A 17,418-nucleotide genomic window follows, 5' to 3' on the forward strand; every position below is an offset into this window, starting at 1 on the left:
TTCTGCGTCAGATCAGTTGCTCTCGAGCTTGTCGATGCCGCACACCGTCCACTTGCCGCCCTCCTTGGACAGCTTGTAGATGATGGCGCCCGAGGCGGTCTTGCCCGGGTTGGCCGGATCGGCGAGCCCGGTGAGGCTCTGCCGGAACGTGCCCGTGCTGCCCGACGTCCTGACCTCCGACACGGTCGCCTTGACGCTCGGGTTCGGCGTGCTGGTCTGGGCCTTGAGCTTGGGGAACTCCGCCGTGCACACGAGGTCCTTGACGTCGTTCGGCGAGCTGCTGCCCGCGCGGACGCCCTTCAGGACCCTGTCGGTGAACTCCTGCGCGACGTCCTCGGCGGCGCTGTCGCCACCGCTCGGTGAGCTCTTCGACGACGGCGCCGGCTTCGTGCTGCCGTCCGAGGGGTCCGAGTTCGAGCTCGTGGACGTCGGCGCGGCGGTGGTGCTGTTCGAGTCGCCGCCGGTGAGCAGGACCGCGGCGGTGATGCCACCGCCGACCAGGACCAGCACGCCGACGACGACGCCGATGATCAGGCCGGTGTTGCTCTTCTTGGGAGGCGGGGGACCGCCGAACCCGCCGGGCTGGCCGTACGGCTGCTGGCCGTAGGGGCCGGGCTGGCCGTACGGACCCTGCTGCTGGCCGTACTGGCCCTGCTGCGGGAAGCCACCGCTCTGCGGACCCTGCTGCGGGAAGCCGCCGCTCTGCGGGTTCTGCCCGCCGAACGGGTCCTGCTGCGGCTGGCCGTACTGACCGGGCTGCTGGCCGTACCCCGGCGGGGGCTGCTGGCCGTAGCCGGGCTGGGGCAGCGGGCCCGGCTGCTGGCCGTGGCCGGGTTGCTGCGGCGGCTGCTGCCCGTAGGGCCCTGGCTGCTGCGGCGGGTAGGTCATGGGAATTCCCCCGAAGATGGATGAACCGGACCGGCTAGCGGGTCGTCGGGACCTTGATGTCCTTCATCAGCATGCAGACCTTCCAGTCGCCCGAGACCTTCTTGAACTTCACGTCGGAGTCGATGGTCTGGGACTGGCCGCCGTACTCGCCGGTGATGGTCAGCGTGACGGTCGCCTCGTCGCCGGAGATCTTCGAGCTCTTGTACGTCATCTTCGGCACCGGCAGCTTCTTGGCCTCCTCGGCCAGCTTCCGCTGCTCCGGGGTCAGCCTCTTCTCGGCCTCGGCCGCCTCGTCGAGCATCTCCTTGCAGGCCATCGACTTGGCCTTGCTCTCGTTCTTGGAGACCGCCACGTCGATGTACTCGTCGACGACCTTCTTGAGGTCGGCCTCGTCGCCACCGCTCGAACCGGAGTCCGAGGTGCCGGAGCTGCTGGAGTTGCTCGAGTCGCCGCCGGTGAGCAGGACCGCGGCGGTGATGCCACCGCCGACGAGCACCAGCACGCCGACGATGACGCCGATGATCAGGCCGGTGTTGCTCTTCTTGGGCGGCGGGCCGCCGAACCCGCCGGGCTGGCCGTAGGGCTGCTGGCCGTACTGACCGGGCTGGCCGTAGGGGCCGGGCTGACCGTACTGACCCTGCTGCTGGCCGTACTGGCCCTGCTGGCCCTGCTGCGGGAAGCCGCCGCTCTGCGGGTTCTGCCCGCCGAACGGGTCCTGCTGCGGCTGGCCGTACTGACCGGGCTGCTGGCCGTAGCCGGGGGGCGGCTGCTGGCCGTAACCGGGCTGCGGCTGCTGGCCGTGACCCGGCTGCTGCGGCGGCTGCTGCCCGTACGGCCCGCCGGGCGGCGGCTGCTGCCCGTAGGGACCGGGCTGCTGCGGCGGGTAGGTCATCGGAACTCCCCCGAAGTGGATGAGGTGATCTTTCGCTGGACATTGTCGTACGTCGCCCTGTGACTCGCGGGCGAATGGTGCCTATCGACACGCACGAGTGGTTATGCACACGCCCTGAGTTGCGTTCTGGGCGCGCGAAGGCCGTGTCTGATAACGATTGTGGCAACTCCACCGGGAATCGAGTGCGATGCACTGCGCTGTCGGTGTGGTGAGCCGGTCGCGCCGGCGGAACCACCCGGTTGGCCGCAGGCCTTCCGGTCGCACCGGAGGCCCGCTCGAACGGGGCCTCGGACGGGTACGAACGGGGTGAGTTGCGGTGCGTGACCACCGAACGGGTCAATCGCTGGTCCACCTGGTGGGACGATGGCGGATTGCCGCCCGTCACCGGCTCGCGAGCCGCACCAGGCGTGTCCGCGGTCGCCCGCGGGTGGTCGCGGACCGTGGGGACCGGGTGCCCGCACAGGTGCGCCCATGATCCCCTCCTCGGGCTTCTCGCAGGTAGTTTGGCGTGTCGTGGTGCGAAACGCCGGTGGTGGTTTCTGAGACGCACCGTAGCGGGTGGGCGGGCGAACCGGACACCGAGATGGAGCAGTTGACCTCTGTTGGAGGCAGTGCCGTTGCGTCACACGAGCGAAGATGATGTTGTGGGTACCCCATTTTGTCGGTGATCGCCGGTACCGTAATCGGTACGAACACGGGAGGAGGGTGCCGACATGCAGCACGGTCATCCCGGCAGCCAACCCGATGAGGGTGGCGAGCTGAACCAGGGCAACAATTCTGCTGAGCTGACAGCGCAGATCAGGTTCCTCGAGGACGAGATTGCGTCGTTGCGTCGCAAGCTGACCGAGTCGCCGCGGCACACGCGGTTGCTCGAGCAGCGCTTGGCTGAGGCGACAGAGCGCGTCAGCCAGCTGACCGAGCGAAACACGAAGCTCATAGACACCCTCCGCGAAGCACGAAGCCAGCTGCTCGCGCTGCGTGAGGAAGTCGACCGGCTGGCGCAACCGCCCAGCGGGTACGGCGTCTTCATGGCGCGGTTCGACGACGGCACCGTGGACGTCTTCACCTCCGGCCGCAGGATGCGGGTGGCCGTGTCCCCCGCGGTCGAGCCGGAGAAGATCGCCTACGGCCAGTCCGTCCGTCTCAACGAGGCGCTGACGGTCGTCGAGGCCGGTGGGTTCGAGCGTTCAGGTGAGGTCTGCGCACTGCGCGAGGTGCTCACCGACGACGACGACACCATCGCGCGGGCGTTGGTCGTCGGCCACGCGGACGAGGAGAGGGTGGTCTGGCTCGCCCAGCCCCTGCTCGACTCGCCGCTGAAGCCCGGCGACTCGTTGCTGGTCGACTCGAAGGCGGGTTTCGCCTACGAACGGGTCCCCAAGGCCGAGGTCGAGGACCTCGTGCTCGAGGAGGTCCCGGACATCGACTACAACGACATCGGTGGCCTCTCCCGGCAGATCGAGCAGATCCGCGACGCCGTGGAGCTGCCGTTCCTGCACGCCGACCTGTTCCGCGAGTACGAGCTGCGCCCGCCCAAGGGCGTGCTGCTCTACGGCCCTCCCGGCTGCGGCAAGACGCTCATCGCCAAGGCGGTGGCGAACTCGCTGGCCAAGAAGGTGCGGGAGATCCGCGGCGAGACCGACAAGCAGGCCAAGTCGTACTTCCTCAACATCAAGGGCCCCGAGCTCCTCAACAAGTTCGTCGGTGAGACCGAGCGGCACATCCGCCTGATCTTCCAGCGGGCTCGCGAGAAGGCGTCCGACGGCACCCCCGTGATCGTGTTCTTCGACGAGATGGACTCGATCTTCCGCACCCGTGGTTCGGGTGTGTCGTCCGACGTCGAGACGACGATCGTGCCCCAGCTCCTCGCCGAGATCGACGGCGTCGAGGGCCTGGAAAACGTCATCGTCATCGGCGCCTCCAACCGCGAGGACATGATCGACCCGGCGATCCTCCGCCCCGGCCGACTCGACGTGAAGATCAAGATCGAGCGACCGGACGCCGAGGGCGCGAAGGACATCTTCAACAAGTACCTGACGCCCAACCTCCCGCTGCACGCCGACGACCTCGCCGAGTTCGGCGGGGACCCGAAGGCCTGCATCGAGGGCATGGTGCAGCACACCGTGGAGCGCATGTACGAGGAGTCCGAGGACAACCGGTTCCTGGAGGTCACCTACGCCAACGGTGACAAGGAGGTCCTGTACTTCAGGGACTTCAACTCCGGCGCCATGATCCAGAACATCGTCGACAGGGCCAAGAAGGCGGCGATCAAGTCGCTGCTCGACACCAAGCAGCCCGGACTCTCCGTCCGGCACCTGCAGGCGGCCATCCTCGACGAGTTCGCCGAGAACGAGGACCTGCCGAACACGACGAACCCCGACGACTGGGCTCGCATCTCGGGCAAGAAGGGCGAGCGGATCGTCTACATCCGCACGCTCGTCACCGGGAAGAACCAGGACGCGGGCCGCGCGATCGACACGGCCACGAACACCGGCACGTACCTGTAGGACCGCTTCACCGAACCGCCCCGGTCGTTTCCCACGGCCGGGGCGGTTCGGCTTTTCCGCCCCGACGGTGGTGCGCACCGGCCTAGGATCCCGTTCGGGGGGAGACATGAGAGGCATCTGGCACGTGCTGGGAGCGCTGGGGGTCGTCACCGCGCTCGCCTACGCCCGCGACGTGGCGGACCCGGTCGCCGTCGCCGGAACACCCGTACCGCTGTCGATCGAGTCGATGCGCGCCATCGCGGACGACGCCTGCGAACGGCCACCCGGATACCGCGCCGGCACCCTCCAGATGCATCGCGGAAGCGTCCTGGAGGTGGGCGTCACCGCCGGTGAGTTCGTCGTCTGCACCGTCGACGGCGGGGGACGAACCTCCTCGGCCGGCAAGGCCGGCGCGCCCGGTGCCGAGTACTTCAACGGCCGCACGGGCCTGGTCTGGGACGACGGGAGCGTCGAGGCCGGGCGGGTCGCCCCGGAGGTCGCCGTCCTCGAGTTCGTCCTGCCCAGCGGCAAGGTCGTGAAGGCCGAGTTGCACGGCGACGTCTACCTCTGCCGCGTTCCGGAGAAGATCACCTTCGTGCGCGTCCGGGCCTACGACGCGGGCGGTCGTCTCCTGCGCGACGCCGTGATCTAGCGGACCAGGCCGGACTCGTAGGCCGCGATCACCAGCTGCGCCCGGTCGCGGGCGTGCAGCTTCGCCAGCAGGTTCCCGATGTGCGTCTTCACCGTGCCGGTGCTGACGTGCAGCTCGGCCATGATCTCCGCGTTGGACAGCCCGCGGGCGATCAGCAGCAAGACCTCCTTCTCCCGCTCGGTCACCCGCTCCAGCCCCCGCACCACCGGCGAGGCGGGCTGCCGGACGAACTCCGAGATCAGCCTGCGCGTGACCGTCGGTGAGAGCAGCGACTCCCCGGACGCCACCACGCGGATCGCCGCGAGCAGGTCGGCGGGCGGGGTGTCCTTGAGCAGGAAACCCGAGGCTCCGGCCCGCAACGCGCCGAAGACGTACTCGTCGAGGTCGAACGTCGTCAGCACGAGCACGCGCGGGCCGTCCAGCAGCCGCGTGGCCTCGATGCCGTCCATCTCGGGCATGCGGATGTCCATCAGCACGACGTCGGGCTCCAGGGAGGCGGCCAGCGCCACGGCTTCGGCGCCCGTGCCGGCCTCGCCCACCACGGTCAGGCCGGGTTCGTTGTCGACCAGCAGCCGGAAGCTGGCGCGCAGCAACGCCTGGTCGTCGACGATCAGCACACCGGTCATCGCTGCGGCAGCTCCGCGACGACCCGGAAACCGCCGCCGGCACCCGGTCCGGCGCTGAACGTGCCGCCGTACACCGCCACGCGTTCGCGCATGCCGATCAACCCGTGTCCCACTCCGAGCTCCCTCACCCCAGGTCCGTCGTCGGCGACCTCGACGCGAACGGCTTCCGGTGTCACGTCTACCAGGACCGCGCACGACGCGGGGGCGGCGTGCTTCACGACGTTCGTCAGTGCCTCCTGCACGATCCGGTACGCGGACAGCCCGATCCCCTCCGGCACGGCGAGGTCGCCCTTGACCTCCAGCGTGACGCGCACGCCCGCCAGCGACGCGCGGTCGGCGAGGTCGGCGAGTCCGGCCAGGCCGGGGGAGGGGGCGAGGTCGGCGTCGGAGCGCAGGACGCCCAGCAGGCCGCGCATCTCGGTCAGCGCCGCGCGGCTCGTCTCCGAGATCACTTCCAACGCCTGGTAGGCGTGCTCGGGTGAGCGCACGTGGGCGGCGTTGGCGGCCTGCACCGTGATGAGGGACAGGTTGTGCGCCACCACGTCGTGCAGTTCGCGGGCGATGCGCAGGCGTTCGCCGGCGAGGGCCTGCTCGCCCTGCTGCGCCCGCTCGCGTTCGAAGTAGGAGCGCCGCATCCGGGTCGTGTAGCCGATGATCCAGACGGCGCTCATCGCCGCGAGGACGACGAACACGTTCTCCGGTTCGCCACCGGAGACGCCGGAGACGGCGATCACGGCGAACGCGAGGGCGGCGAGCGACCACGTCCGGGAGCGGTCGACGGCCACGGTGTAGAGCGCGAAGCACACGGCGCCGACCGGGACGCCGAGCGCCTCCGTCGGCAGCACCTGGCCGACCACCACGGCCGCGGTGGCGGTCGTGCTGACCACCAGGGCCGTCACGGGCCAGATCCGGCGGACCGTGACGGGCAGCGCGATGAGGAGTACGCCCGGGACGACGAGCCACCACGGCTTGTCCTGGTCCTCCTCCATCGCGTAGCCCGCGAGAACGCCGATCACCACCGCGGCGGTGAAGTCGACTAGGTAGAGGTGCAGTCGTGCGATCACGACGCCGACGGTAACGAGCACGCGTCCGGACCGCCTCGGACCACGGTCCGATTCCCGGGATCGGAGCACGGGCCGATCCGCTCGGGGCGTCGGGCCACGACTCTCTTCCGCATGATCGAGGTGCGGAACCTGACGAAGAAGTACGGGGACACGACAGCGGTCCAGGACCTGTCGTTCACCGTCCACCCAGGACTGGTGACGGGCTTCCTCGGCCCGAACGGCGCCGGCAAGTCCACGGCGATGCGCATGATCCTCGGCCTGGACCGGCCCACGAGCGGTGAGGCGCTGGTCGGCGGCAAGCGGTACGCGGACCTCGACCGGCCGCTGCGGCACGTCGGCGCGCTGCTCGACCCCGCCGCCGTGCACCACGGCCGCAAGGCGCTCGACCACCTGCGCTGGATCGCCGCGAGCAACGGGATCGGGCAGAAGCGGGCGGTCGAGCTGCTCGAGCAGGTCGGCCTGGGAGGCGTGCGGCACAAGCGGATCAGGGCGTTGTCGCTGGGCATGAAGCAACGGCTGGGCGTCGCGGCGGCTCTGCTGGGCGACCCCGGGGTGCTGATGTTCGACGAGCCGGTCAACGGCCTCGACCCCGAGGGCGTGCGGTGGATCCGCGACCTGATGCGCGGGCTCGCGACCGAGGGCCGCACGGTCTTCGTGTCCAGCCACCTGATGAGCGAGATGGCGCTGACCGCCGACCACGTGGTGATCGTCGCAAGAGGACAGCTGGTCAAGGAGACGCCGATGGAGGCGTTGACCCGCAACGGTTCCCTGGAGGACGCCTACCTCGAACTGACCTCCGGGAGGGGACTGTGAAGAACGCGCTCGCCGCGGAGTGGCTGAAACTCCGGACCGTTCGCGCGTCGCACGGACTGGTCGTCACGATCGGGCTGATGGTGGTCGCGGGCGCGCTGCTGTCGTGGCTGATCGTCCAGGACTACGACACCTCGCCCGCCGCCGAGCAGGCGAAGTTCGCCTCCGCCGACAGCAGCGTGGTGATCACGCCGGTCGTGCAGTTCCTCGTCGCCGCGCTCGGCGCCCTGGTCGCGACCTCGGACCCGAGGCTGACCGCGCTGACGGCCGTGCCGGACCGGAAGCGGTTGCTGGCGGCCAAGACCGCGCTCGTCGCCGCCGCGGCCGTGGTGCTCGGCGCTGCGACGCTCGCGCTGTCCGTCGGCTCGAGCTGGCTGGTCATGGGGGACCGGCCGCCGCCGATCGCGCCGTGGGACGGCCTCGGTGACGTGCTGCCGTGGGCGGGCGCAGCCGTGCTGTCGATCCTGGTGACGGGGCTGACCGGACTCGGGCTGGGGCTCGCGGTGCGGTCGACGGCCGTGACGATCGTGGTGGTCGGCGTGCTCCTGTGGGGCCTGCCCGCCATCACGCCGATGCTGCCGGAGCCCTGGAACGTGGACGCGTCCGCGGTGATGGTGCCGTACCTGGTGTGGGAGGTCGCGGGCGTCGTGACCGACCCGCCGCTGGGTCCGCTGGCCGCCGTCGCAGTTTTGATGATGTACGTACTGGTGACTCTGGGTGCCGGAACTGTGACTCTTCTGCGACGAGATGCTTGACTCCCCCATGGGGCAGACCTAAGGTCATCTATACCTTTAATCGGTAAGGAAACTTACCTAACAAATCCGCCGCCGACAGTCCGAGAGGAGACGCTGTATGTCCTGGCAGAAGTCTGTGGTGGCGCTCGCCGCGGCAGTCGTGCTCCCCCTGACCGGCGTGATGGCAGGCAGCTCGGTCGCTGCCGCACCGGTCGGCGACGTCTCCGCCGCAGCGCTGCCGGCGGGCTCGCCCGCGGCGGTCAACGGCCAGCTCAAGGTGTGCGGCGTCAAGCTGTGCAACAAGAACGGCAAGCAGATCCAGCTGCGCGGCATGAGCACGCACGGCATCCAGTGGTACTCCCAGTGCGTCAAGACCGCGTCCCTGGACGCGCTCGCCAACGACTGGAAGGCGGACATCCTCCGCATCTCGATGTACGTGCAGGAGGGTGGCTACGAGAGCAACCCCCGCAAGTTCACCGACATGGTGCACGGGTACATCGAGGAGGCCACGAAGCGCGGCCTGTACGCGCTCGTCGACTGGCACCAGCTCTCGCCGGGCGACCCGAACCACAACACCGCGCGCGCCAAGACGTTCTTCAAGGAGATCGCGCAGCGGCACAAGGACAAGACGAACATCATCTACGACATCGCCAACGAGCCGAACGGCGTGACGTGGGCGCGGGTCAAGACCTACGCGGAGGCCGTCATCCCGACGATCCGCGCGGAGGACCCGGACAGCCTCGTGCTCGTCGGCACGCACGGCTGGTCGACGTTCGGCCTGTCCGACGGCCGCAACATCAACGAGGTCAGCCAGAACAAGGTCAACGCCTCGAACCTGATGTACACGTTCCACTTCTACGCGAAGGACCACCGCGACTCGTACCTCAACGCGTTGCGCACGGTCTCGAGCCAGGTGCCGGTCTTCGTCACCGAGTTCGGTTCGCAGGAGGCCTCCGGTGACGGTCCCAACGACTTCACCATGGCGAACAAGTTCATCTCGTTCATGAAGGAGGCCAAGATCTCCTGGACGAACTGGAACTTCTCCGACGACCACCGCACGGGTGCGGTGTTCAACAGCGGTACCTGCTCCGGCGGCAACTTCGCCGGGGAGGGTGTGCTGAAGGAGGCCGGCAAGTGGGTGCGCAACCACATCCGCACGGCCGACGACTTCTGATCTCCACTGGTTGACCGGCCCCGGCGGGTCGGGTGAGCGGCGGTCCCGCGGGGCCGCCGTTTACCTTTGTGGGCATGGCTCAACTCGCGCTCGGTCTCGCCTCGCTCGGTCGTCCCGCGTACATCAACCTCGGTCGTGAGGGCGCGCTTCCGGCCGTGCGCGACGTCGAGTCCATGCGCGAGCAGTGCCATCGCGTGCTCGACACGGCCTACGAGCTGGGCGTCCGGTGGGTCGACGCGGCCCGGTCGTACGGGCTGTCGGAGGACTTCCTGTCGTCGTGGCTGCCCGGCCACGACGACGTGGCGGTGTCCAGCAAGTGGGGCTACGCCTACGTCGCGGACTGGCGGCCGGACGCCGAGGTGCACGAGGTCAAGGAGCACTCGCTCGCCCGGTTCACCCAGCAGTGGCAGGAGACTCGCGCGTTGCTGCCGCGGGTCGACCTCTACCAGGTGCACTCGCTGACGGCCGACAGTCCGCTGTTCACCGACCGCGCGTTGCAGGACGCGATGGCGGAGATCGGTGTGCCGCTGGGGTTCTCGACGTCCGGGCCGCGCCAGGCCGAGGCCGTCCGCAAGGCGCTGGACCTCGGCATCTTCTCGTCCGTCCAGTCCACCTGGAACCTGCTGGAGACGTCGGCGGGGGAGGCGTTGCGGGAGGCGCACGACGCCGGGCTGCGCGTGATCGTCAAGGAGGGCGTGGCCAACGGCCGGCTCGTCGTGCGGCCTCCGCAAGCGGTTGCGGCACAGGCGGAGGCGCTGGGTGTCGGTCCGGACGCGGTCGCGCTGGCGGCGATCGCGCGGCAGCCGTGGGCGGACGTGGTGCTGTCCGGCGCGGCGAGCCCGGAGCAGCTGCGGTCCAATGTGGACGCGCTGCGGATCGACGTGGACCTGCCGGACCTGGCCGAGCAGTACTGGAAAACCCGTTCCGGACTCACCTGGAACTAACTACCTTGGTGCCGTGAGCGAAGCGCCCATCGAGGCTTTTGACCCTCCCTACTACGCCGCCATCTTCACGACCGTGCGCACGCAGGAGCAGAGCGGGTACCGCGAGACCAACGCGCGCATGGAGGAGCTGGTGAAGGACATCCCCGGCTACCTCGGGATGGACCACGCCCAGAACCCCGGCGGGCTCGGCATCACCGTCGGGTACTTCCGCGACGCCGAGGCGCTCACGCGGTGGCGGACCGACGCCGAGCACCAGGCGGCGCAGCGGCGTGGCCGCGCCGACTGGTACCAGAGCTACACGCTGCACATCGCGAAGGTGGAGCGCAGCCACGGGTTCACGCGTCCCTGAGCCGCAACCACTCCTGGCCGACGACCCGGCCGTCCGGCACGAGTGCCCAGCCCGGGTCGTCGATCTTGCCGCGCAGCTCGTCCAGGGGCATCCAGCCGCCCCAGGCGACCTCTTCCGGCTGGTGCGTGAACGGTCCGTCGGTGCGCGTCTCGTAGATCCACGCGTGGTAGCGGGTGCCGTGGCCGACGTAGGTGGTCTGGAAGAGGAACTCGACGGGGCTCTGGGCGCCCAGCTCCTCGCGCAGCTCGCGCCGGGCGGCCTCGTCCGGCGTCTCGCCCGCGTCGATCACGCCTCCCGCGGTGCAGTCGTAGAGACCGGGGAAGGCGTCCTTGGTGTCGGTGCGGCGGTGCACGTAGACCCGCCGGCCGTCCAGGGACAGCACGACGATCGTGGCGCAACCGTGCCAGAGGTCCTCCGCGCGCATGCGTTCGCGCGTCACCTCGCCGATGACGTTCGCGTCCTCGTCGTAGAGGTTGATCATCCCCGTGTCCTCCTGTGGTCGTACGCGAGCTTGCTACCCCAGTCCGACGCCCGCTGATCGCCTCCCTTCCTACCTTCGTGGACGTCAGACGTCACCGAGGAGGATTCGTGTCCACTTCCCTGCGGCTCGGCGTCGCCGAGTTCCGCGCCCGGCCGGGCCGCGCGCTGCTGCCCGGCGTCGCGCTCGTCGTCGGCGTGGCCTGCCTGCTGGCCGCCCTGGTGCTGAGCGACGCGCTCACCAGGTCGGTCGACGAGGGCGCGCCCCTCACACCGTCGTCGGTGAGCCACGTGGTGGACGTCAAGCCCGCGGAGTACGGCACGGCCGAGGCGGCTCGCCCCAAGCTCGACGACGCGCTGCTGACCAAGCTGTCGGGCGTCGGCAGGGTGGTGCCGGTTCAGGTCGCGCAGGCCGATCTGCTCGACTCCGGCGGCCGGGCCGGGCAGCACCGCGCCGAGGTGCACGTCCAGCAGCCCGACCTGGTGCGCTGGCCGCTGGCCGAGGGGAAGGCTCCGGCGGCGAACGGCGAGGTCGCCGTCGACAAGATCACCGCCTACGAGCGCGGCCTGAAGCCCGGTGACAAGATCCAGGTGGCCGCCGCCGACGGCAAGCCGGTCGGGGTGACCGTCAGCGGGATCATGAAGAAGGGCGGCCTCGACTCCCGGCCGATCCTCGTGTCGGGCCCCGACCTGGCCAAGCAGCTGGATCCGCAGCCGTTCACCAAGGAGGTTTGGGTGATCGGCGGCGCGCGCGACGCCGTCAAGAGCGCCGCCGGGGCCGACTACGCCGTGTGGGACCCGGCGCCGGACGCCGACAGCATCGGCAACGAACTGACGTTCATCCTGCTGCCGTTCAGCGTGCTCGCGCTCGCCACGGCGGTGTTCGTCGCGGCCGCGACGTTCCGGGCGGTCTACGCGCAACGGCAGCGGCAGACGGCGTTGCTGCGGTGCATCGGCGCCCAGCGCGGGCCGTTGGTGCGCAGGAGCCTGTTCGAGGCGTTCGTGACGGGTGCGCTGGCGGGCATGGCCGGCGCGTTGCTGGGCGGGCCGATGGCGTGGCTGCTGGCCAGGACGTTCGACGTCACCGGCATCTCCGCGTTGTTCGGCGCGGTGGAGCTCAGCCCGGAACTGCTGCCGTCGCTCGGGTACGTGATCCTCGGAGTCGTCGTCGCCGCGCTGTTGAGCGTGATCGCGGCTGTTCGTCCCGCGATCAACGCCGCGCGCGTCTCCCCGTTGGCCGCTCTGCGTGAGGCGGAGAGCGAAGTGCCCACACGGGCCGTGCGCCGCCTTCGGCTCGTGTTCGGCGTGCTGTTCACCGGTGGTGCAGCACTGCTCGCGATGGCGGCCATCGCCGCCAAGGGCACGTCCGCGGCCCCGCTCGCCGTCACGTTCTCCGCTATCGCCGCGGTGACCGGCCTGTTCTGGATCCTCGGCCCGGTCACGGTTCCGCTCATCGCGCGGCTGTTCGGGAGGATCGGCGGAACGCAGTGGAAGCTCGCCGGCGCCGAGGTGCGCAGGATGCCGCAGCGGTCGGCGTCGGTGGCGCTGCCGCTGCTGCTGGCGAGCTCGATGGTGACCTTCTTCCTGGTCGTGCTGGGCGGCGCGGAGGAGCTGACGTTCCAGTACGCCAACGAGGAACGCCCGGACGCGACCGTGGTGGACACGGGTGACCGGCCGCTGCCGGAGATCCCGGCGCAGCCGGGCGTGGAGGCGAGCGTCGTGCTGCACAAGACCGGGGACGGCGCCGCGAGCGTGGACCCGGAGCAGTTCAGGACCTGGCTCAAGGCGCAGAACGTCGCCGGCGCGGAGCAGCTCGTCGCCGGGACCGCGATCGTGCCCCCGCACTGGGAGGACCGGCCGTTCGTCGAGGCCGACGGCGAGCAGTACCAGGTGGTCGGCACGGTTCCCGGCAGCATCACGGGCTACACGCCGATCATCGCCGGCCCCACGTCGGGACCGGCGGACAAGGTGCTGGTCGCGCTGAAGCCCGGCGTCGACCCCGCCCAGTTCCGGTCCGGGCTGCAGGCCGCGCTGCCGAACAACCCGACCGTGATCGTCCAGACCGACGCGGACGAACGGGCCGAGGCGGCCCGGTACATGCACCTGGGCACCGTGCTGATGATGGTGCTGCTCGGGTTGTCCGTGGCGGTCGCCGTGACCGGCATCGGCACCGCGCTGACCATCTCCGTCCAGGAGCGCCGCAAGGAGCTCGCGCTCCGGCGCGCCTTGGGCGTCACTCGGGGCGGACTGCAGGGCGGGGTCATCGCCGAGGCGGTCATGCTGGCCCTGGTCGGGGTGATCGGGGGAGGCGCGCTCGGGTTCGCCTACGCGGAGGTCGCTTTTCTTTCGATCGGCGTCCCGCTGTCGCTGCCCGGCCTCAAGGTCGTGTTGCCGCTGGTCACAGGCGCGCTGATCGTCGTGGGGCTCGCCGTCGCCGCCGCGTTCGGGCCTTCTCGCGGCGCTTCGCGGATTCGACCTGCAGCCGGACTGGCATCCGGGTGAATAGGGTGAGGGGAGCTTCACCGCGAAGCTCCCCTCACGATTCTGTCGGGGTCAGGTCCTAAGGTGTTGCGCATGCGGCGGATCATGGGAACCGAGGTCGAGTACGGCATCTCAGTGCCGGGCGACGCGACCGCGAACCCGGTGCTCACTTCGACACAGGTGGTGCTGGCGTACGCGGCGGCGGCGGACATACCGCGTGCCAGGCGTGCCCGGTGGGACTACGAGGTGGAGTCGCCGTTGCGCGACGCGCGCGGGTTCGACCTGGGCAGCCCCGGCGGCCACCCCGCCGACTCCGACGTGGAGGACCTGGGCGCGGCGAACGTCATCCTCACCAACGGCGCGCGGCTCTACGTCGACCACGCCCACCCCGAGTACTCGGCTCCCGAGGTCACCAACGCGCGTGACGCCGTGATCTGGGACAAGGCCGGGGAGCGGATCATGGAGGAGGCCGCGATCAAGGCCGCCTCCGTGCCGGGCCAGCCCCGCCTGCAGCTGTACAAGAACAACGTCGACGGCAAGGGCGCGTCGTACGGCACGCACGAGAACTACCTGATGCAGCGCTCGACGCCGTTCACGGCCGTCATCGCGGGCCTCACGCCGTTCTTCGCGTCGCGCCAGGTCATCACGGGTTCCGGCCGCGTGGGCGTCGGGCAGTCCGGCGAGGAGGCCGGCTACCAGCTCTCGCAGCGCTCCGACTACATCGAGGTCGAGGTCGGCCTGGAGACGACGCTCAAGCGCGGCATCATCAACACGCGCGACGAGCCGCACGCGGACGCGGACAAGTACCGCCGCCTGCACGTCATCATCGGCGACGCGAACCTGGCCGAGTACTCCACGTTCCTCAAGGTCGGCACCACCTCGCTGGTGCTCGACATGATCGAGGCCGGTCAGCGGTTCGACGACCTGCGCATGGTCGACCCGGTGCGCGCGGTGCACCAGATCAGCCACGACCCGACCCTGAAGGCCAAGGTCGAGATGACCGGCGGGCGCAAGTTCACCGGCCTCGACGTGCAGTTCGCCTACCACGAGCGCGCGACCGCGTTCGTCGAGAAGGAGGGCGTCGGCGACCGCGACGTCCTGCGGATCTGGGGCGAGGTGCTCGACGCGCTCGCGCGTGACCCGTCCGAGTGCGCCGACCGGCTCGACTGGGTCGCCAAGCTGCGGCTGCTCGAGGGCTACCGGCAGCGCGACGGCCTGGAGTGGGGCGCGGCCCGGCTCAACCTGGTCGACCTGCAGTACTCCGACGTCCGCCTCGACAAGGGCCTCTACAACCGCCTGGTCGCGCGCGGCTCGATGAAGCGCCTCGTGAGCGAGGAAGAGGTCCGCGCGGCCATCACCACGCCCCCCGAGGACACGCGTGCGTACTTCCGCGGCCGGTGCCTGGAGCGCTACCCGACCTCCGTCGCGGCCGCGTCGTGGGACTCGGTGATCTTCGATCTCGGTCGGGAATCGCTCGTGCGAATCCCGACGCTGGAACCGCTCCGGGGCACGAAAGCCCACGTCGGAGCGTTGCTGGAGGCTTCTGACACCGCCGAGCAGCTGGTGGACGCGCTGACCCGCGGGTGATCGTCTACCCGAGTGGCTCAGGGTTTTTGTCGGTGCCGCTGGGTAGTGTTCTTGTCAGGCGAGTGAGCGGGAGGCCGAGATGTCCCAGGAACAGAAGCAGCGCCAGGGCGGTGGCGACGGCGACGACGGCGCGGACGACGCTGCCGGAGCCGGTCAGGAACGCCGCGAGAAGCTCGGCGAGGACGTGGACGCGATCCTCGACGAGATCGACGACGTGCTCGAGGAGAACGCGGAGGACTTCGTCCGCGCATACGTGCAGAAGGGTGGTCAGTAGGCCTTAGAAGGCCTGCCGACCACTCCGGGGACGGGAGAACAACCAACACATGGACCACAGCTCGACCGGGCGTTACCCGGCCGCGGCGCTGCCCTCCGCGTACCTCACGCCGGGCTCGTCGTCGTTCACGGACTTCCTGCGGGCCCAGGCACCCGACATGCTGCCTAGTGCCCGGAAGCTCCCGGAGGGGACCGTCCAGGCCCCGCACGGGACGACGATCGTCGCGGCCACCTACAAGGGTGGTGTCGTGATCGCCGGCGACCGGCGCGCGACGATGGGCAACGTGATCGCCCAGCGCGACATGAAGAAGGTCTTCGTCACCGACGACCACTCGGCCGTCGGCATCGCGGGCACGGCCGGCATCGCGATCGAGATCGTGCGCCTGTACACGGTGGAGCTGCGCCACTACGAGAAGATCGAGGGCGTGCCGCTGTCGCTCGACGGCAAGGCGAACCGCCTCTCGGCGATGATCAGGGGCAACCTCGACGCGGCCATGGCCGGCCTCGCCGTGGTGCCCCTGTTCGCCGGGTACGACACCTCGGCGGCGGACTCGGACCGCGCGGGCCGCATCGTGTCCTATGACGTCACCGGCGGCCGCTACGAGGAGTCGCAGGGCTACCAGGCCGTCGGCTCGGGCTCGCTCTTCGCGAAGTCGGCCCTCAAGAAGCTCTACGACCCTGACGCCGACGTCGAAGCAGCCATCCGCTCCGTGGTGGAGGCCCTGTACGACGCGGCCGACGACGACTCGGCGACAGGTGGCCCGGACCCGGTCCGCCGCCTCTACCCGATCGTGGTCACGATCAACGGCGTCGACGGCGCCGTCGAGGTACCGGAATCGCAGGTCTCCACGATCGCCGACGCGGTCGTCGAAGGCCGCCGAGCCCGGCCCGCAGGCTGAGTCCCCCACACGTTCGACGTCAGGAGCACCACCCATGACGATGCCGCTGTACGCATCGGCAGAGCAGGTGATGCGCGACCGCTCCGAGTACGCCCGCAAGGGCATCGCCAGGGGTCGCAGCGTCATCGTGCTGAAGTACGCCGACGGGATTCTGTTCGTCGCGGAGAACCCGTCCAGCACGCTGCACAAGGTCTCGGAGATCTACGACCGCATCGGCTTCGCCGCCGTGGGGCGGTACAGCGAGTTCGAGAATTTGAGGCAGGCCGGGATTCGGTTCGCCGACGTTCGCGGGTATCAGAACGATCCTCGGGACGTCACGTCGCGGTCGTTGGCCAACGTGTACGCCACTACGTTGGGCACCTACTTCACCGAGCAGATCAAGCCCTTCGAGGTGGAGATCGCGGTGGCCGAGGTCGGGGACTCGTCCGCCTCCGACACGTTGTACCGGTTGACCTACGACGGGTCGATCGTCGACGAGCCCCAGTACATCGTGATGGGTGGCACCGTGGACGCCGCCAACACGGCGCTGAAGGAGGCCTTCGCCGACGGGTTGTCGTTGGCTGAGGCGGTTCCTGTTGCTGTGAAGGCGTTGTCGGCTGGGTCGCCGTCGACTGGGAACGGGTCTGCGGAGTTGCTTCCGGCTGCGAAGCTGGAGGTTGCGGTTTTGGAGCGGGCTCGGCCTCGGAGGGCGTTCCGGCGGATTGCCGGGGCGGCTTTGGACGGGTTGATGCCTGCGCCTGTGAAGGATGGCAAGGCTGTTGAGGATGTTGAGCTGCCTTCGGAGGATGAGTCCAAGTAGGGCTGGCTTTGCGATGGACCCCCGGCTTTGGCTGGGGGTCTTTTGCTTTTTGTTGGGCGGCTTTGTGGTGTGGGTTGGGTGCGGCCTGTTTCTGTTGCGTGCTTCCCCTGGGGGCTCTGCCCCCAGACCCCCGGCAATCTGATCCGGGGGGGTGGCGCCGTAAGTGGGTTGATGGCACGCCTGTTTGTGTTGGGCGGCTGCCTGTTGCGTTGTTTGTTGCGTTGGCGGTGGGGTCCCGTCACGAGTCGCACCAGGAGCTGGCCACATGCAGGTAGGGGTGTCA

General features: G+C 69.5%; 16 protein-coding genes and 1 pseudogene. 12 read left to right on the forward strand and 5 right to left on the reverse strand.

Annotation, left to right across the window (positions count from 1 at the left end):
- Nucleotides 1-12 precede the first annotated feature (12 nt).
- Entirely contained in the window at nt 13-888 is an 876-nt protein-coding gene (locus IE307_RS40865; protein WP_191304857.1) for a hypothetical protein, read from the reverse strand.
- Nucleotides 889-922: 34 nt separating this feature from the next.
- Nucleotides 923-1,780 carry an Rv0361 family membrane protein gene (locus IE307_RS40870; protein ID WP_191304858.1) on the reverse strand — a complete coding sequence of 286 codons (858 nt, stop codon included), beginning with the start codon at nt 1,778-1,780 and terminating at the stop codon, nt 923-925.
- Nucleotides 1,781-2,493: 713 nt separating this feature from the next.
- Between IE307_RS40870 and arc the strand changes: the two genes are divergently transcribed.
- Complete coding sequence (gene arc, locus IE307_RS40875) at nt 2,494-4,287, forward strand: proteasome ATPase (protein ID WP_191304859.1); 1,794 nt, start codon at nt 2,494-2,496, stop codon at nt 4,285-4,287.
- Between the two features lie 106 nt (nt 4,288-4,393).
- Nucleotides 4,394-4,918 carry a hypothetical protein gene (locus tag IE307_RS40880; RefSeq protein WP_191304860.1) on the forward strand — a complete coding sequence of 175 codons (525 nt, stop codon included), beginning with the start codon at nt 4,394-4,396 and terminating at the stop codon, nt 4,916-4,918.
- Here IE307_RS40880 and IE307_RS40885 read toward each other — a convergent pair.
- Entirely contained in the window at nt 4,915-5,544 is a 630-nt protein-coding gene (locus tag IE307_RS40885) for a response regulator (RefSeq protein WP_191304861.1), read from the reverse strand. The genes IE307_RS40880 and IE307_RS40885 overlap by 4 nt on opposite strands.
- Entirely contained in the window at nt 5,541-6,608 is a 1,068-nt protein-coding gene (locus IE307_RS40890) for a sensor histidine kinase (protein WP_191304862.1), read from the reverse strand. The genes IE307_RS40885 and IE307_RS40890 overlap by 4 nt, the downstream gene beginning before the upstream one ends.
- Before the next feature lie 111 nt (nt 6,609-6,719).
- Between IE307_RS40890 and IE307_RS40895 the strand changes: the two are divergent.
- The 5 genes and pseudogenes from IE307_RS40895 to IE307_RS40915 form a co-directional block, all read left to right on the forward strand.
- A pseudogene (locus IE307_RS40895) lies at nt 6,720-7,361 on the forward strand (ABC transporter ATP-binding protein); the annotation flags it as partial.
- 56 nt (nt 7,362-7,417) lie between these two features.
- Complete coding sequence (locus tag IE307_RS40900; RefSeq protein WP_191304864.1) at nt 7,418-8,173, forward strand: ABC transporter permease; 756 nt, start codon at nt 7,418-7,420, stop codon at nt 8,171-8,173.
- A gap of 97 nt (nt 8,174-8,270) precedes the next feature.
- The gene (locus IE307_RS40905; protein ID WP_191304865.1) at nt 8,271-9,326 is read left to right on the forward strand and encodes a glycoside hydrolase family 5 protein; all 1,056 of its coding nucleotides are present in this window, start codon (nt 8,271-8,273) and stop codon (nt 9,324-9,326) included.
- A 74-nt stretch (nt 9,327-9,400) separates the two neighbouring features.
- Nucleotides 9,401-10,270, forward strand: a complete 870-nt coding sequence (locus IE307_RS40910; RefSeq protein ID WP_191304866.1) for an aldo/keto reductase — start codon at nt 9,401-9,403, stop codon at nt 10,268-10,270.
- 13 nt (nt 10,271-10,283) lie between these two features.
- Entirely contained in the window at nt 10,284-10,619 is a 336-nt protein-coding gene (locus IE307_RS40915; RefSeq protein ID WP_191304867.1) for an antibiotic biosynthesis monooxygenase family protein, read from the forward strand.
- Here the strand turns inward: IE307_RS40915 and IE307_RS40920 are convergent.
- Complete coding sequence (locus IE307_RS40920) at nt 10,606-11,100, reverse strand: NUDIX domain-containing protein (protein ID WP_191304868.1); 495 nt, start codon at nt 11,098-11,100, stop codon at nt 10,606-10,608. The two genes, IE307_RS40915 and IE307_RS40920, sit on opposite strands and share 14 nt — an antisense overlap.
- Nucleotides 11,101-11,207: 107 nt before the next feature.
- Here IE307_RS40920 and IE307_RS40925 point away from each other — a divergent pair, with 107 nt between their 5' ends.
- From IE307_RS40925 to prcA, 5 genes are all read left to right on the forward strand, one after another.
- A complete protein-coding gene (locus IE307_RS40925) occupies nt 11,208-13,598 on the forward strand; it encodes an FtsX-like permease family protein (protein ID WP_191304869.1) in 2,391 nt (796 codons plus the stop codon).
- A 72-nt stretch (nt 13,599-13,670) separates the two neighbouring features.
- The gene (gene dop, locus IE307_RS40930) at nt 13,671-15,164 is read left to right on the forward strand and encodes a depupylase/deamidase Dop (RefSeq protein WP_191304870.1); all 1,494 of its coding nucleotides are present in this window, start codon (nt 13,671-13,673) and stop codon (nt 15,162-15,164) included.
- A gap of 79 nt (nt 15,165-15,243) precedes the next feature.
- Entirely contained in the window at nt 15,244-15,438 is a 195-nt protein-coding gene (locus IE307_RS40935) for a ubiquitin-like protein Pup (protein ID WP_030471529.1), read from the forward strand.
- Nucleotides 15,439-15,487: 49 nt separating this feature from the next.
- Nucleotides 15,488-16,336, forward strand: a complete 849-nt coding sequence (gene prcB / locus IE307_RS40940) for a proteasome subunit beta (RefSeq protein ID WP_191304871.1) — start codon at nt 15,488-15,490, stop codon at nt 16,334-16,336.
- Between the two features lie 34 nt (nt 16,337-16,370).
- The gene (gene prcA, locus IE307_RS40945) at nt 16,371-17,135 is read left to right on the forward strand and encodes a proteasome subunit alpha (RefSeq protein WP_191304872.1); all 765 of its coding nucleotides are present in this window, start codon (nt 16,371-16,373) and stop codon (nt 17,133-17,135) included.
- Nucleotides 17,136-17,418: the final 283 nt, after the last annotated feature.

It is taken from the genome of Lentzea cavernae, assembly GCF_014653695.1.
GTDB lineage: Bacteria > Actinomycetota > Actinomycetes > Mycobacteriales > Pseudonocardiaceae > Lentzea > Lentzea cavernae.

Coding starts and splice junctions, on each gene's coding strand:
- IE307_RS40865 (WP_191304857.1), bottom strand. CDS start 888: ATGACCTACCCGCCGCAGCAGCCAGGGCCCTACGGGCAGCAGCCGCCG.
- IE307_RS40870 (WP_191304858.1), bottom strand. CDS start 1,780: ATGACCTACCCGCCGCAGCAGCCCGGTCCCTACGGGCAGCAGCCGCCG.
- arc (WP_191304859.1), top strand. CDS start 2,494: ATGCAGCACGGTCATCCCGGCAGCCAACCCGATGAGGGTGGCGAGCTG.
- IE307_RS40880 (WP_191304860.1), top strand. CDS start 4,394: ATGAGAGGCATCTGGCACGTGCTGGGAGCGCTGGGGGTCGTCACCGCG.
- IE307_RS40885 (WP_191304861.1), bottom strand. CDS start 5,544: ATGACCGGTGTGCTGATCGTCGACGACCAGGCGTTGCTGCGCGCCAGC.
- IE307_RS40905 (WP_191304865.1), top strand. CDS start 8,271: ATGTCCTGGCAGAAGTCTGTGGTGGCGCTCGCCGCGGCAGTCGTGCTC.
- IE307_RS40910 (WP_191304866.1), top strand. CDS start 9,401: ATGGCTCAACTCGCGCTCGGTCTCGCCTCGCTCGGTCGTCCCGCGTAC.
- IE307_RS40920 (WP_191304868.1), bottom strand. CDS start 11,100: ATGATCAACCTCTACGACGAGGACGCGAACGTCATCGGCGAGGTGACG.
- dop (WP_191304870.1), top strand. CDS start 13,671: ATGCGGCGGATCATGGGAACCGAGGTCGAGTACGGCATCTCAGTGCCG.
- IE307_RS40935 (WP_030471529.1), top strand. CDS start 15,244: ATGTCCCAGGAACAGAAGCAGCGCCAGGGCGGTGGCGACGGCGACGAC.
- prcB (WP_191304871.1), top strand. CDS start 15,488: ATGGACCACAGCTCGACCGGGCGTTACCCGGCCGCGGCGCTGCCCTCC.
- prcA (WP_191304872.1), top strand. CDS start 16,371: ATGACGATGCCGCTGTACGCATCGGCAGAGCAGGTGATGCGCGACCGC.